Annotated in this window: 13 protein-coding genes; 5 read left to right on the forward strand and 8 right to left on the reverse strand. The window is 42.4% G+C overall.

Annotated features, from left to right (window positions below):
* Positions 1–391 precede the first annotated feature (391 nt).
* From FPK91_RS20280 to FPK91_RS20300, 5 genes are all read left to right on the forward strand, one after another.
* Positions 392–907: a DUF1097 domain-containing protein gene (locus tag FPK91_RS20280; protein WP_144213829.1), complete on the forward strand. Its 516-nt coding sequence runs from the start codon at positions 392–394 to the stop codon at positions 905–907.
* A 166-nt stretch (positions 908–1,073) separates the two neighbouring features.
* Positions 1,074–1,424: a hypothetical protein gene (locus FPK91_RS20285; RefSeq protein ID WP_227006638.1), complete on the forward strand. Its 351-nt coding sequence runs from the start codon at positions 1,074–1,076 to the stop codon at positions 1,422–1,424.
* A 513-nt stretch (positions 1,425–1,937) separates the two neighbouring features.
* Positions 1,938–2,282, forward strand: coding sequence for an FKBP-type peptidyl-prolyl cis-trans isomerase (locus FPK91_RS20290; protein ID WP_144213833.1), 345 nt, complete (start codon positions 1,938–1,940; stop codon positions 2,280–2,282).
* Positions 2,283–2,727: 445 nt separating this feature from the next.
* Positions 2,728–3,234, forward strand: coding sequence for a hypothetical protein (locus tag FPK91_RS20295; RefSeq protein ID WP_144213835.1), 507 nt, complete (start codon positions 2,728–2,730; stop codon positions 3,232–3,234).
* A gap of 678 nt (positions 3,235–3,912) precedes the next feature.
* On the forward strand, positions 3,913–5,451 hold the full coding sequence (locus tag FPK91_RS20300) for a S1 family peptidase (RefSeq protein ID WP_144213837.1): 1,539 nt from the start codon (positions 3,913–3,915) through the stop codon (positions 5,449–5,451).
* Between the two features lie 383 nt (positions 5,452–5,834).
* On the opposite strand, the gene FPK91_RS20305 is transcribed toward FPK91_RS20300, so the two are convergent.
* The 8 genes from FPK91_RS20305 to FPK91_RS20340 all read right to left on the reverse strand — a co-directional run bounded on the left by FPK91_RS20305 (position 5,835) and on the right by FPK91_RS20340 (position 14,710).
* Positions 5,835–6,491, reverse strand: coding sequence for a 3-oxoacid CoA-transferase subunit B (locus FPK91_RS20305; protein WP_144213839.1), 657 nt, complete (start codon positions 6,489–6,491; stop codon positions 5,835–5,837).
* A gap of 11 nt (positions 6,492–6,502) precedes the next feature.
* Positions 6,503–7,216, reverse strand: a complete 714-nt coding sequence (locus FPK91_RS20310) for a CoA transferase subunit A (RefSeq protein ID WP_144213841.1) — start codon at positions 7,214–7,216, stop codon at positions 6,503–6,505.
* An 82-nt stretch (positions 7,217–7,298) separates the two neighbouring features.
* The gene (locus FPK91_RS20315) at positions 7,299–8,204 is read right to left on the reverse strand and encodes a hydroxymethylglutaryl-CoA lyase (protein WP_144213843.1); all 906 of its coding nucleotides are present in this window, start codon (positions 8,202–8,204) and stop codon (positions 7,299–7,301) included.
* 1 nt (position 8,205) lies between these two features.
* On the reverse strand, positions 8,206–10,275 hold the full coding sequence (locus tag FPK91_RS20320) for an acetyl-CoA carboxylase biotin carboxylase subunit (protein ID WP_144213845.1): 2,070 nt from the start codon (positions 10,273–10,275) through the stop codon (positions 8,206–8,208).
* Positions 10,275–11,135, reverse strand: coding sequence for an enoyl-CoA hydratase-related protein (locus FPK91_RS20325; protein WP_144213847.1), 861 nt, complete (start codon positions 11,133–11,135; stop codon positions 10,275–10,277). The genes FPK91_RS20320 and FPK91_RS20325 overlap by 1 nt, the downstream gene beginning before the upstream one ends.
* 27 nt (positions 11,136–11,162) lie before the next feature.
* A complete protein-coding gene (locus tag FPK91_RS20330) occupies positions 11,163–12,770 on the reverse strand; it encodes a carboxyl transferase domain-containing protein (RefSeq protein ID WP_144213849.1) in 1,608 nt (535 codons plus the stop codon).
* 245 nt (positions 12,771–13,015) lie between these two features.
* On the reverse strand, positions 13,016–14,185 hold the full coding sequence (locus FPK91_RS20335) for an isovaleryl-CoA dehydrogenase (RefSeq protein WP_144213851.1): 1,170 nt from the start codon (positions 14,183–14,185) through the stop codon (positions 13,016–13,018).
* A gap of 126 nt (positions 14,186–14,311) precedes the next feature.
* The gene (locus FPK91_RS20340; protein ID WP_144213853.1) at positions 14,312–14,710 is read right to left on the reverse strand and encodes a MerR family transcriptional regulator; all 399 of its coding nucleotides are present in this window, start codon (positions 14,708–14,710) and stop codon (positions 14,312–14,314) included.
* Between the last annotated feature and the right edge of the window lie 112 nt (positions 14,711–14,822).

Genomic DNA, 14,822 nt, shown 5'->3' on the forward strand with positions numbered 1-14,822 from the left:
AAATAGCTACAAATAGAAGGCACTTTTGTTACTAAAATTTGATGTTTATCACTGCCTTATTTCATCTGTTGGCTTTTTAATCTCAAAGGTTTGTTGATTTTAGTTTTACTTTTTGGCAGGGAGTGCTCATATCATCATCAACTCAAGCTACATCTTGAATTAGTAATATTGAATTAATACGGTGGTAATACTGTTGAGGTGGTTTTTTAATCACCAAAACTTGGCCTAGATCGCTTTTTATTCGTTTCGATTTAGCGTACATTACCTTCTCTATTGTATTTAATTATGAACTCTCTATTTTTATTTGCGTGCTATTACTGCTTTTTATAACAAATATTGAAGCAGCCTATTAAAGCTAAATAATGAATAAGGGTCTCGAAAGGGTATAGCTATGGAAAATCGTTGGCAGATAGCCATTTCAGCAGGGCTTTTAGCTGGATTATGGGCAGGTGTGGCAGATGTATTTCATTTAGTGACTTGGATTGGATTTCTAAGTTGTAGCACTTTTTTTGCTCAAACAGAATCTGGCATAAAAGGCATGTTTATGGCCATGAGCACTAATTTATCTGGCGTATTCTGGGGTTGGCTGATTATTTCTGGCAGTAGTTTTTTCGTGTCACCATTATTAGGCTATACCTTTACCGGGATTGCTACAGCGGCTATGTGTTTGCAGGCAAGTTATAAAAAGCTCGCTTTTATCCCCGGTGCGTTTATTGGTTGTTGTATCACTTTTGCCATGGGAGCGGATATCGCTGCGATTATCCCACCATTACTCATGGGTGCGGTATTAGGTTACAGTATGAGCTTATTAACGGCTCAGTTGATTAGCATTACCCCTAAATTTCAAGGGTTGTTTTCAAGTAGTAATGCAGCTGACGTTGCTGAAAATGAAGCTAAAGAGCTATGAAACTGTTATTAAAAATGATGATTTTCACTAAATAATTGATCCGTTAGCGCTGTCATCATCAATTCGTTTTACTCTAATATACAAAGTCGCTAGCATGGCGGCTTTTACATATCTAGCCAGGTAAAACATGAGAACTATCCTCCTTCTAATTGCATTGACTACGTTAATGAGTTCATCTGTAATTGCTGCACCACAAGTCGGTTTCATGGTCGGTAGCGACTCAGGTATTAATGTCAAAATAGACGATTATAAAATCGGTGTCGGTTTTGACAACCTCTCTTTTACCATGGATAAAACCTTTAATTTTAAAGGTAACCCAAATTTTTATTGGGGTGTTGGCGGTAAAATTGCTGATTCGAACAAAGATGATGTGCAATTAGGTGCGAGAGCAGTATTTGGTGCTCATACTCGGGTTGAACAATTTACTTTCTTTATTGAAGCGCAACCGACTTTGTATCTGTTGTCTGATGTGAAAGTTGAATTAGAAGCCATTGGTGGAGTGAGATACCACTTCTAGGTTCGATTGATTACAACCTGACGGTTGCTAAAGTCATGGGTTTTCACCCGCAGAGGCTGAATTAGGGAATACATTGGTATTCCCTTTTTTGTGGCTGAATTTTGATGTCATCTTGGTATATGCCTACAGGATTACTTGACCACATCAGTTTCGCTACATTTAAAATCAAGGTCGTGGCGTTTCGCCACATTAAGTCTACGTCGTGGGTTATCCACCCACACCCGACCAAGAGGGGAAACAGCAGTAATCCCATGCCGGTGGAAGTGTTAAACCCCATGCTTAACGAATACGTTCACTTCCAATGCAGAACGTTTAATCAGCAGTTTCAATTGGAGTTATGGTTAAGGTTACTCTGCCACAGTTATTATTGGGTGAGCAGAGCATTATCTCGACTCACCGAGATCGTCCATATATGGCCATGTTATTTATGGATTCTATTAGTTATTTTTAGCATCAGGATAATGCCGGTTTGCTGTTATCATATCGGCATTATTTTTATAGAAAGGCATTCGTATGACCTCCCTTGCAGAACTTAATATTACCGACATCACGGTTGGTGAAGGCAAAGCCGCAGAAAAAGGTGCACTAATCACCTGTAAATATACCGGTAAATTAGCCGATGGCAGCGTATTTGATAGTTCAGAAGCATTTCAAGTGGTGATCAGCGCTAAACGTGTTATCAAAGGTTGGTATCAAGGTATTATTGGCGACAACCCAATGAAGGTAGGCGGAACACGCCAACTGTCAGTTCCTGCTCATCTTGGTTACGGCGAGCGCAAAATTGGCGATAAAATCCCGCCTAATTCTGATTTATTCTTTGAAATTGAATTATTAGAAGTGTTAACCCGTGATGATTAATATCAGCACGTTTAACTGCTGATATTAATCAGCGGCATTGTAGCGATTGGATTAGTTTACTTTGATTTGATTACAACCTGACGGTTGCTAAAGTCGTGGGTTATCCACCCACACCCGACCAAGAGGGGAAACAACAGCAATCCCCCTCTTGGATCACCCATGCTGCTCCGGCGAAGTTGTCACCTTCGGTCTTATTCGAAAAATAGCTGACGCTTTCGATAGGCCATCCATGGCCAAACGAAAGCTAGCCAGACATCCATGTCTGGCTCACGCTATTTTCTCCAACGCCCTCAGCAACTTCCAACGGAGATCATTGAATCAGCAGGTGAAATTGGAGATTTTCTAATTAGTTTACTCTAATGTGAATATTCTATAGTCTTATCATATTGTTAAGTTTATGAAGCAAAGGATATGGTTCAAACTTATGCTTAAAAGATTAATTATCATGTTAGTGCTGATTGCCTCCAGTGATTTACTTGCTAATGAATGTGAACTTTTGCTAAAAAGCAAAATTCAAAATGAATTAGCTTTTACATATGAAGAGTTCGATCAAACTGAGAATAACGGTTTTCGTCCACTTGAGAAGATGTTTTGCTTTAAAGAAGCTGCTGAACTTTTAGAGTTATATATCATTGCTAATCAATCCCAAAAAAGTTCTTTAAGGTGGCATCTAGCGCAAATGAAAGCCTTTAATGGTGAATATGAAGCTGCAATTGTTTATGCAAACTCTGTCATCGATATTGAGGAAAATTTGGATGATTTTCCTTTAATGTGGAATGACTTTGTGAATGCGAATATTGCATTTTTAATGCGAGATAAAGAAGCTCTTATTAAGTACAGAGACAAAATATCGACGGGGAAAAATTTCAAGCCAAATGAGCTTAATCTACTTTATGTCGAAAAATTATTAGTTGGCTTTGATTCAACATATCAGCAAGCTCTTTATGATTAATGCAATGGCTTGCCTCCATCACGTAAATTAGCTTAACGCATTCAGACACTTCCAACGGAGGTTATCTAGTCTAATTCGACAGTGACATCCTCGTTATTTTTCCTTTTTTAGTGGCTGATTTTTTGATTGAATTGATTACAACCTGACGGTTGCTAAAGTCAAAATCGTGGGTTATCCACCCACACCCGACCAAGAGGGGAAACAACAGCAATCCCCCTCTTGGATCACCCATGCCGCTCCGACGAAGTGTTGATCCTCAAGCTTAATTAAGCGAATTCACTACCGCCTCAGATTCGCCATCCATGGCTCAACTAAGGCTATGTCGGCGTCCTGCCTCCATCACGTAAATTAGCTTAACGCATTCAGACACTTCCAACGGAGATTATTTAGATTTCGACTTCATATGATGCTGGATAGTGGAAGTTTGATCAGCATTTACTACTTATTTAAATTGTTTACTTATTGTTAATATACGCTTTAGCTTTGGTGTTAAGTAGATAAATTGTACGATTGTGTGCTTATTAAAGGGGTAAATCTACTTTTAATTACTAAATACTGAGCCTATAACAATATGGTTTGATACATTATTAATCAATAAAAGTCATTGATTCGGTGACTATTGTGGAAATGGACTTTCGATTTTTGTTCCATAATTTTGAATAAGAAAAGATTAATTTAATGTTGAAAAAAATACTGTTGCTACTTGCTATTAATGTTTCTTTTGGGTGCCAATCTAATGGAAACAATCTAAAGACTTTTGTTTTTCCCGAAATAAATGAAGATTTAAAGCAAGATATTGAATATAAGCCTAAGTGGCTTCAACCAGAAAATAAAACACAAGAATGCCAAATCCTTGCAGAGGAACATATAGATAAGGCAATCGACTTTACAGTTCTTTCAATTACATGGGACGGAAAATGTGTAGATGGTAAGGCATTTGGCTTAGGAAAAGTTACTTTTGATCTTGGTTCAATTGAAGGGTACTTGGTTAGCTTTTTCGATAAAGGAATATCTACAGGCTTGTACTATACAGGAATTAAAGGAGCTAACTTTTCTGTGTTGGGTACACAAATTAGAGAAAATGGAAAACTAGTTAATCTGACTCAAAATTATGTACAGTTCAATCAAAATAATGAACCAGAACAAGTGTTTTACTCGGTTGAATATGATCCTGAAACCGGAATCGGAAAGGGTACTATGCATAAAAAGTATTCTAGTTGGGATGAGAATTATTCGGGTATGTTTGGAGGTGAACTATTTTTCGGTACAGTTCAAACTAGGCATGATGAAATATATAAAAATAAAACACTTAAGGGTTTTGTTGATGTTTTATCCGAGAGACCTAAAGGATTTGTTATTGTAGAAAACTCAGTAGGAACTTCTGATAACAATTATGAACATGGAGTTCTTAATGGGGGGTATTCATTTCCACCAACCTATAACATGGAAATAGTTAAAATCTCCAGTGAAGCAATGCGTTCAGCAGCCAAAGCTAAAAGCTCCTTGTCTTTAGCTTTAGCAATGAAAAGTAAGTATGAATCAACATTCGCTGAGGTCGAAGATAACCAGAAAGAAATAATAAGTTTAATTTCTTCTGGAACTGGTTTTATCATTTCAAATGACGGGTATATTTTAACGAATAGCCATGTTTTAAAAGGTAAAAAAAATATATCAATATTTCTTGATAATGAAGAAATACCATTACCAGTACGGATTGTTGAACAGGATGAGTTAAATGATATAGCTCTCTTAAAAGTTGACATGATTTTTGACGAAATGGCTTTACCGTTAGAGCTTACAAATAAAACATCTAGAGGAACTGAAATCACTGTATTAGGATATCCAAATATAGATATGCAAGGAAGTGAGTTAAAGTCCACTTTTGGATTTGTGAATGCCAACTCTGGAGCCCAAGGTGATACAAGGTTCTATCAAATTAGTGCCCCAATTCAACCTGGTAATTCAGGGAGTCCATTGATAAATCATCAAGGTAATGTAATTGGCATAGTGACATCAACTCTTAAGCAAGATACAGCACTAGAAATATCTGGTAACCTTGCGCAAAATGTTAATTACGCAATAAAAATACCTTATGTAGCTTCTTTATTGATAGATCATGATATTGCCTACATAAAAGCAAATACTTATAAAGAACTGAGCAAAAAAAAGTTGATTGAGAAAGTATCTTCTAGTGTAGTCCTTATAATTGCTGAGTAACTTTATAGTTAACTAAACTTTGTCAGCCGGCTCAACAATCTCCATTCGAAGTGTCCGATGACGTTAAGTCAATTCACGTGATGGAGGCAGGACGCCGACATAGCCTCAGATTGAGCTATGGATGGCGAATCTGAGGCGGTAGTGAATTTGCTTAGTAGTCAGAGGGAAGACACTTCGTTGGAGCGGGTGGGTGTTCCAAGAGGGAGTTGCCGTCCACTCCCTTTTGGTCTGGTGTGGGCGAAGCGCCACGACCTTGATCTTGCTGTTATCTTTGTGGCTTTAAGCAATCACATAAAACTTCAGAATCACCAACAAAAAAGCGAACTTCAATGAAGCTCGCTTTTAATCTTTTATCTAAAGTTAAATTGAATCAACCATTCAATTTAAAATACCATTTCTGGTACATGCTCTGGCACGACCAACTTACCTGCAGTCTTAGATTGAATCTCTTCAACACTCACACCAGGTGCGCGCTCTAATAAGTGGAATGCGCCGTCTTTGATTTCCATAAAGGCCAAATCTGTCATGACGCGTTTAATGCAGCCATAACCCGTTAACGGCAGTTCACACACAGGTAAAAGTTTAGAGTTACCTTTTTTATCGGCATGCATCATGGTGACAATAATATTGTCAGCGCCTGCCACTAAATCCATGGCGCCGCCCATGCCTTTAATCAATTTACCTGGGATCATCCACGAGGCGATTGAGCCGTTTACGTCGACTTCAAAAGCGCCAAGTACCGTTAAATCCACATGGCCGCCACGGATCATGGCAAAGCTTTCTGCCGATGAGAAAAATGAAGCGCCATCTACAGCGGTAACGGTTTGCTTACCCGCATTAATCAGATCGGCATCAATGGTGTCTTCAGTTGGGAATTCGCCCATACCTAATAAGCCATTTTCAGATTGCAGCATTACTGCCATGCCTTCAGGGATGTAGTTTGCCACGAGAGTGGGAATGCCAATACCGAGGTTAACGTAAAAGCCGTCTTGCATTTCTTGTGCTACACGCTGAGCAAGTTGTTCTCTTGATAAAGCCATGTTCTTGCTCCTTATGCTTTGTTGTCTGAATTTTTAACGGTGCGCTGCTCGATTCGTTTCTCGAAACTTGCTTGAATAACGCGATCAACATAAATCCCAGGGGTATGGATATGGTTTGGGTCTAACTCGCCAGGCTGAACAATCTCTTCAGCTTCAACTACGGTGATTTTACCCGCAGTGGCCATCATTGGATTAAAGTTCGCCGCTGTTTTGCGAAATATTAAGTTACCCATAGTGTCAGCTTTCCACGCGCGTACTAAAGCAAAGTCTGCAGTTAGTGACTCTTCGAGTACGTAGTGACGACCTTTAATTTCACGGGTTTCTTTACCGTCAGCAATGGGGGTGCCATAACCTGTTGCGGTAAAGAATGCAGGAATGCCTGCGCCGCCAGCGCGAATTTTTTCAGCTAAAGTGCCTTGGGGAGTTAAGATGACATTTAACTCACCAGACAACATTTGCTGTTCAAAGGTGGCGTTTTCACCCACATAAGAGGCAATCATGGTGGCTATTTGACGCTCTTTAAGCAGCAAGCCTAAACCAAAGTCATCAACGCCGGCATTATTTGAAATCGCGGTAAGTCCGCTTACACCTGTGGTAACCATATGGTTGATAAGACCTTCTGGAATACCGCACAAGCCAAAGCCACCGACCATGATTGTCATGTCATTACTTAGGCCGTCTAAGGCTTCTTGGTAACTTTGTACGACTTTATTCAGTCCTGCCATAATCTTGTCCTTTTCATTTTGCTGTGAGCAAATTTTTATCAATCTAATGAGTGCTACTAATGCTGAACGCGCAGTTACTTATTTAGTTCGCTAAGAGCGCTTGAGCAACTTTTGAGCCTGTTGGTCGATCTAATACTTGGCTAATTTTCATGCCTGCTTGGGCAAGTTTTTGTAAATCTATGCCTGTTTCAATACCCATACCATGGAGCATATAGACCACATCTTCAGTGGCGAGGTTACCTGATGCGCCTTTGGCATAAGGGCAGCCGCCAAGGCCTGCAACAGATGAGTCAATAACGCTAACCCCAGTTTCTAAGCAGGCTTGGATGTTGGCCAGCGCTTGACCATAAGTATCGTGAAAATGCAGCGCCAATTTATCAACGGGGACTAAATTAGCAACTGCTTCAACCATCTTACGGGCTTTTAGTGGCGTGCCAACACCAATGGTGTCACCGAGCGAAATCTCGTAACAGCCCATTTTGTAAAGTATTTCAGACACTCGTGCCACTTGGGCGATATCAATGTCACCTTCGTAAGGGCAACCCAGTACACATGACACGTAACCGCGCACTTTTATATTTTGCTCTTTAGCCAGCGCCATGACTGGCTCGAAGCGCGCTATTGATTCTTCAATCGAGCAATTAATATTACGTTGGCTAAAGCTTTCTGATGCCGCGCCAAAAATGGCTACTTCGTCTGCGCCAGCGTCAAGCGCAAGTTCCAGTCCCTTTAAGTTCGGGGTCAGGGCAGAGTAGACCACCCCTTGTTTACGCTTGATTTGTCGTAAAATATCACCGGAGTCGGCCATTTGTGGCACCCACTTAGGTGACACAAAACTGGCAGCTTCAATACGGTTTACGCCTGCATCTGCTAATTGCTCAATCAGGGCGATTTTGTTTTCAATTGAGACTGTTTTTTCATTTTGAAGTCCGTCACGGGCGCCAACTTCAAAGATACTGACTTGAGTAGGGAGATTGCTCGGTAGCATGTTATGCCTTCTCTTGTTCAGTGCTTGGCGCTTGTGCTTCATTAGCTGCAGGTGACTCTTCGTTAAGAGTTTCTTCTACATTAAGCAGCTGGGCGCCATCGGTGACGAGCTCGCCACTTTGAAAGTAAAACGCACTGACGACACCATCAAAAGGCGCTTCAATGGTGTATTCCATTTTCATAGCTTCCATGACAAGAAGACCTTGGCCTTCTTTAACGCTGTCACCAACTTCAACTAAATGGGTTACCACGGTGCCATTCATTGGGGCTTTGAGCTTATCCGCGCTGTTCACTTCATCTTCAGCTACTTGAGCTAATACCGCTTTAAAGTGATAACTGCCGCTGGGTAAGAACAAGGTGAAGTCATCACCTTGATGGCTGACGGGGACTTTGCTTTTATGGCCATTAATTTCAGCCAGTAGCACTTCATCTTTAATCGAGCCTGCAAGTTTTAGCGCTTGGCCGTTCTGTGCAAGATGAAACGAGTCACCTAAATCAGTGATCAGCAGATTTTGCAGTTCATGTTCATCGCCGCCAGTTTCATGTAACAAGGCAACATGATGCACGCTGGCACTGTTGAGTCTAAAGCCGCTAACCTGTCCCCAAGGTGAATAGGGGTCATTACAGTTTGTGGCGGTTAACTTAGCTGCTTGCTGACGGGCCAGAACTTGGTAAAGTCCTGCTAACGCCAGTGCATTTTCAGACTCGTCAGTGACATCACCAATTAAGCTGTGTGAGTAACGCTCAATAAAATCAGTACAGAAATCCGCGTCAGCAAAAGCTTTATGCTCAGCGATATTGGCAAGGAACTCGATATTATGTTTAACGCCACTGATTTGGTATGAACTTAACGCGTGAGTTAAACGCTGTAATGCCCGTGGGCGAGACTCATCCCACACAATTAGCTTTGAAATCATCGGGTCGTAAAAGTTACTGATGACATCATTTTCGCGAATACCAGAATCAATGCGCACGTGGCGATTTTGATCGGGTTCGCGCAAGAAGTTTAATTTGCCTGCTGCGGGTAAAAACTCATTGCGGGGGTCTTCAGCATAAATACGCACTTCAAAAGAGTGGCCATGAATGCGCACTTCCGCTTGAGTAAGTGGCAACTCACTGCCACTGGCAACCATTAACTGCCACTTTACTAAGTCTTGTCCGGTGACCATTTCTGTCACTGGGTGCTCCACTTGCAAGCGAGTATTCATTTCCATGAAGTAGAAGCTGTCATCGGTATCAAGTAAAAATTCAACAGTCCCTGCGCCGACATAATCAATGGCTTTAGCGGCTGCAACTGCTGCATCACCCATTTGTTTACGCAGTGCATCAGAAAGCCCAGGCGCTGGCGCCTCTTCAACCACTTTTTGATGGCGACGTTGGATTGAACAATCTCGGTCTGATAAGTAAATAGTATTGCCAAATGAGTCAGCAAAAACTTGCACTTCAACATGACGGGGCTGGCGTAAGTAACGCTCCATCAATAGTTTGTCATTACCAAATGATGATGCCGCTTCACGGCGAGCTGAATTGATCGCTTCAAGCACGTCTGATTGGTTTTCGACAATACGCATGCCTTTACCACCGCCGCCATAAGCCGCTTTGATAAGCATTGGGTAGCCGACATTTTTAGCTTCAGCCAGCAGAGTTTCGTCAGTTTGGTCATCACCATGATAACCCGGTACTAACGGCACATTGGCTGCGCCCATAATGATTTTAGCGGCGCTTTTACTGCCCATTGAATCAATGGCATCACTGCCTGGGCCAATAAAGGCAATGCCATTTTGCTCACAACTGCGGGCAAAGGCGGCATTTTCAGATAAGAAACCATAACCTGGGTGAATGGCCTCAGCACCGGCGCGCTTAGCGATATCAATAATCACATCAGCTTTTAGGTATGAATCAGCGGGTGCGCTGCCACCAATGTGGAATGACTCATCCGCCATTGCAACATGGCGTGCATTGGCATCTGCGTCTGAAAATAGTGCGACAGTACGAACACCCATAGCGCGAGCGGTATTAATGATGCGACATGCAATCTCACCGCGATTGGCAATTAAAATTTTAGTAAACATTATTGGGCTCCCTGTGCATCAGTCTTAGTGCTGCTTATGGTCGATTGCGCATTCCAAGATGGTGTGCGTTTTTCAAAGAATGCATTAAGGCCTTCTTGGCCTTCGTCTGATACACGAATTCGAGCAATCTGCTCGCTAGTATGTGCAAGCGTTGCGTCATCGATTACGCCATCTTCAAGGTGAGATACTAAGGTTTTTGCCCAAGCCATGCCTTGTGGACTGTTAGCGTTAAACGCCTCGATGAAAGGTTTTGCTGCGGCGTCTAGGTCGTCATTGATTTCATGGATCACTTGATGGGTTAAGGCTACGGCAGCACTGAAACGTTCGGCGGTGAGCATATAGCGGCGCGCTTGACGGTTACCCATGGCACGTACCACGTATGGGCTGATAACTGCGGGGATTAAGCCAAGTTTGACTTCACTGAGGCAAAAGCTTGCCCGCTCATTGGCGATGGCGATGTCACAACAGCAAATTAACCCTAATGCGCCGCCAAAAGCCGCACCATTAACTAATGCGATGGTAGGTTTAGGAAACTTATCCAGTACATGCATTAATTTAGCAAGCTCATTGGCATCAAGCAGGTTTTGCTCAAAGTCCATTTTTGCTTGCTTGCGCATCCAGTTAAGGTCGGCGCCGGCACTGAAGTTTTTGCCATTAGCGCGCACAATTAACATGTTGCAGTGGTCATTTTTAGCAAAGGCTTCGATGACGGTGATCATTTCGTTTATCATCACTTCATCAAAGGCATTATGCTTTTCAACGCGATTTAAAATCAGCTCAGCAACACCTTGGTCAAGTTTACATTCCACATATTCAAATTGATGATGAAATGACTGCTTGTTATTCGTGGTTTCTGTCATAAAAATACTCCTATTGTTAAGCCGCAATTACATGCGGAATACACCAAACTTGGTGTCTTCAATAGGCGCATTTAATGCCGCCGATAAGGCCAAACCCACCACATCACGAGTTTGAGCTGGGTCGATAATGCCATCATCCCAAAGGCGCGCACTGGCGTGGTATGGATGGCCTTCTTTGTCATACTGCTCAACAATGGGTTTTCTAAATGCTTGCTCGTCTTCATCTGACCATTGTTGGCCTTTACGGGCTAAACCATCACGACGCACGGTTGCTAACACCCCAGCGGCTTGTTCGCCGCCCATGACTGAAATACGGGCATTAGGCCACATCCACATCATGGTGGGTTCAAATGCACGGCCACACATGCCGTAGTTACCTGCGCCATAGCTACCACCAATAATGACAGTGAACTTAGGCACGTTGGCACAAGATACTGCGGTCACCATTTTGGCGCCGTGTTTGGCAATGCCTTCATGTTCGTACTTTTTACCCACCATGAAGCCAGTGATATTTTGTAAGAACAGTAAGGGGATTTTACGTTGGCAACATAACTCAATAAAGTGAGCGCCTTTTTGGGCAGATTCAGAAAATAAAATACCGTTATTTGCCACAATGCCGACAGGGTAACCATGGATGCGGGCAAAACCACAAACCAGAGTATTGCCATAGTTGGCTTTAAACTCGTCAAAATCAGAATCATCAACAACCCGGGCAATCACTTCTTTAACATCAAATGGCTTTTTAAGGTCGGTGCCGACAATGCCATATAATTCACTAATATCGAATTTAGGCGGCTTTGATGGACTTAGCTGGGCTGCAATTTGCTTTTGATGATTTAAGCGCGAAATCGCTTTGCGTGCGAGCTCTAGTGCGTGGTCATCGTTTTGAGCTAAATGATCGGCAACACCAGAAATTTTAGTGTGAACTTCAGCGCCGCCTAACTCTTCAGCGGTCACTTCTTCTCCGGTAGCAGCTTTCACTAGCGGTGGACCCGCTAAGAAAATCGTCCCTTGTTCTTTTACGATAATCGACTCATCTGCCATAGCGGGAACATATGCGCCGCCCGCAGTACATAAGCCCATGACCACAGCCACTTGCGGAATCCCTTTAGCTGACATTTGTGCTTGGTTGTAAAAGATACGGCCGAAATGATCGCGATCTGGGAACACTTCATCTTGTCTTGGTAAGTTTGCCCCGCCAGAATCAACTAGGTAGATGCAAGGTAGATGACAGCGACTGGCAATGTCTTGTGCCCGTAAATGCTTTTTAACCGTAATAGGGTAGTAAGTGCCGCCCTTAACGGTTGCGTCATTAGCAATAATCATGCATTCGACACCGCTTACACGGCCAATACCTGCAATCACGCCTGCAGCGGGAACGGCTTCGTCATAAACTTCATAGGCGGCAAATTGTGAGATTTCTAAAAAAGGTGAACCAGGATCAAGGAGTTTTTCCACTCGATGACGGGGCAGTAATTTACCTCTCGATAGATGACGTTCAAGTGCGACAGGGCCGCCACCTTGTTCAATCTTTGCGAGTTTGATTTTTAGGTCATCGACTAATGCGGCCATGTCATTCTGCTTGGCTTTAAATTCGTCGCTACGGGAGTTTATTCGGCTGCTCAATTGCGTCACAATTCATATCCTTAATGAGTCAAGTGAGGCGATAGCATGGCTGAGACCAATGGGGGAGTATCTCAACCACGCAACGCACTAAACACTTTGATATCGACGTTAACGTTGAATAGTTTTGGTGCTGTTTTCTGGCGTTAATTCTGTCGTTATTTTAGTCGCTGTTTGCTTACTGTTTTGTTTAACCGCTATTTGAATTAGCTATCCAAAATTAAAAGCTATTTGGATTAACTATCCAAATTTACAAGCTATTTGGATTCGTTAAACAGCTCGCGTCCAATCAACATACGACGAATTTCAGAGGTACCTGCACCAATTTCATATAACTTAGCATCACGTAATAAACGCCCAGTGGCGTAATCATTCACGTAACCATTACCACCTAGAAGCTGAATCGCATCCAGTGACATTTTAGTGGCAAGTTCTGCACTGTATAAAATGGCGCCAGCAGCATCTTTTCGAGTCGCTTCACCGCGGTCGCAAGATTTTGCCACGTTATATATGTAAGATTTCGCGGCGTTCATGCCAGTGTACATATCGGCTAATTTGCCTTGGACTAATTGGAATTGACCAATGGATTTACCAAACTGTTCACGTTCATGAATGTACGGCATAACAATATCCATACAGGCATTCATGATGCCTAATGGGCCACCAGATAGCACCACGCGTTCGTAATCTAGACCACTCATTAATACCTTCACGCCATTATTGAGGCCGCCTAAGATATTTTCTTCTGGTACTTCACAGTTATCGAATACCAATTCACAGGTATTTGAGCCGCGCATGCCTAATTTATCGAGCTTTTGCGCGGTGCTGAATCCTTTAAAGGTTTTTTCAACAATGAATGCAGTGATGCCATGGGCACCTTTGTCAAAATCTGTTTTGGCATAAATCACTAAGGTGTCAGCGTCAGGACCATTGGTGATCCACATTTTATTGCCGTTAAGCACGTAGCGGTCGCCTTCTTTACGCGCGCTTAGCTTCATTGACACCACATCAGAACCAGCATTGGGTTCACTCATGGCGAGTGCGCCAATATGTTCGCCGCTAACAAGCTTAGGGAGGTATTTGGCTTTTTGGGCAGCATTACCATTACGGTTGATTTGGTTAACGCACAGATTTGAGTGAGCGCCATAACTTAGGCCGATTGAAGCTGATGCGCGTGAAATCTCTTCCATGGCGACAACGTGCGCTAAGTAGCCCATATTAGCGCCACCAAACTCTTCGGGTACTGTGACACCAAGAAGTCCCATATCACCTAGTACTGGCCACATATGGTTAGGAAATTCATTGTCTTTATCGACTTGCGCCGCAATGGGCGCTATTTCGTTTGAGGCAAAATCATGTACGGCATCGCGAAGCATGTCCACGTCTTCGCCCAGGCCGAAATTTAGGCTTGTGTAGAGTGATGTCATTGTCTGTGTCCTGTTGAATATTAGCTATCTGCGCCGTGAAACTATGTTGTTTCTTAGGCTTATAATTTTTATATTGTTGCTTTTATTATTCAGTCAAACGGATCTTTCGGTGTCGATGATGAGTCGTTATTTAACACTTTCCTCTAACGCTGACTTACATTGTTGTTCTGCAGAATTGAGTTCCATTAGTACAACTTTGATATCGTCCATTTGCTGTTGCAAAGAAGCTTTTTTGTCTTCGACTAACTCCAACATGGTATGAAGTTGTGAAGTACTGCTTTTATCTGCATCGTAAAGTTCGAACAAACGACGGGTTTCCGCTAGCGAAAAACCTAAGCGTTTGCCACGCAATATCAGCTTTAAACGAACACGGTCTTTTAAACTATAAATACGTGTCTGTCCGCGACGTTTAGGTTTTATTAACCCTTGGTCTTCGTAAAAACGAATACTACGGGTGGTGATATCAAATTCTTTTGATAGGTCACTAATTGAATATGTGGATTGTGGGTTTAAACTTGCGCTCATCGTTTCACCAAAAGTACGTCTTTTGAAGCAAGATATATGAAGTTTACGTAAAGGTAAAGTTTGTCGCCAGCTAGCTAAGGTTTTTTTGTCTTAAAACAATGTAAATACAGCT

Origin of the sequence: Shewanella donghaensis, from assembly GCF_007567505.1 — a bacterium.
Classification (GTDB): Bacteria; Pseudomonadota; Gammaproteobacteria; order Enterobacterales; family Shewanellaceae; genus Shewanella; species Shewanella donghaensis.

What these genes read in the sequence shown, in the direction of transcription:
- FPK91_RS20315 (WP_144213843.1), bottom strand. Translation starts at nt 8,204, where the DNA reads ATGCTACCGAGCAATCTCCCTACTCAAGTCAGTATCTTTGAAGTTGGC.
- FPK91_RS20310 (WP_144213841.1), bottom strand. Translation starts at nt 7,216, where the DNA reads ATGGCAGGACTGAATAAAGTCGTACAAAGTTACCAAGAAGCCTTAGAC.
- FPK91_RS20340 (WP_144213853.1), bottom strand. Translation starts at nt 14,710, where the DNA reads ATGAGCGCAAGTTTAAACCCACAATCCACATATTCAATTAGTGACCTA.
- FPK91_RS20290 (WP_144213833.1), top strand. Translation starts at nt 1,938, where the DNA reads ATGACCTCCCTTGCAGAACTTAATATTACCGACATCACGGTTGGTGAA.
- FPK91_RS20335 (WP_144213851.1), bottom strand. Translation starts at nt 14,185, where the DNA reads ATGACATCACTCTACACAAGCCTAAATTTCGGCCTGGGCGAAGACGTG.
- FPK91_RS20320 (WP_144213845.1), bottom strand. Translation starts at nt 10,275, where the DNA reads ATGTTTACTAAAATTTTAATTGCCAATCGCGGTGAGATTGCATGTCGC.
- FPK91_RS20305 (WP_144213839.1), bottom strand. Translation starts at nt 6,491, where the DNA reads ATGGCTTTATCAAGAGAACAACTTGCTCAGCGTGTAGCACAAGAAATG.
- FPK91_RS20295 (WP_144213835.1), top strand. Translation starts at nt 2,728, where the DNA reads ATGTTAGTGCTGATTGCCTCCAGTGATTTACTTGCTAATGAATGTGAA.
- FPK91_RS20280 (WP_144213829.1), top strand. Translation starts at nt 392, where the DNA reads ATGGAAAATCGTTGGCAGATAGCCATTTCAGCAGGGCTTTTAGCTGGA.
- FPK91_RS20325 (WP_144213847.1), bottom strand. Translation starts at nt 11,135, where the DNA reads ATGACAGAAACCACGAATAACAAGCAGTCATTTCATCATCAATTTGAA.
- FPK91_RS20285 (WP_227006638.1), top strand. Translation starts at nt 1,074, where the DNA reads ATGAGTTCATCTGTAATTGCTGCACCACAAGTCGGTTTCATGGTCGGT.
- FPK91_RS20300 (WP_144213837.1), top strand. Translation starts at nt 3,913, where the DNA reads ATGTTGAAAAAAATACTGTTGCTACTTGCTATTAATGTTTCTTTTGGG.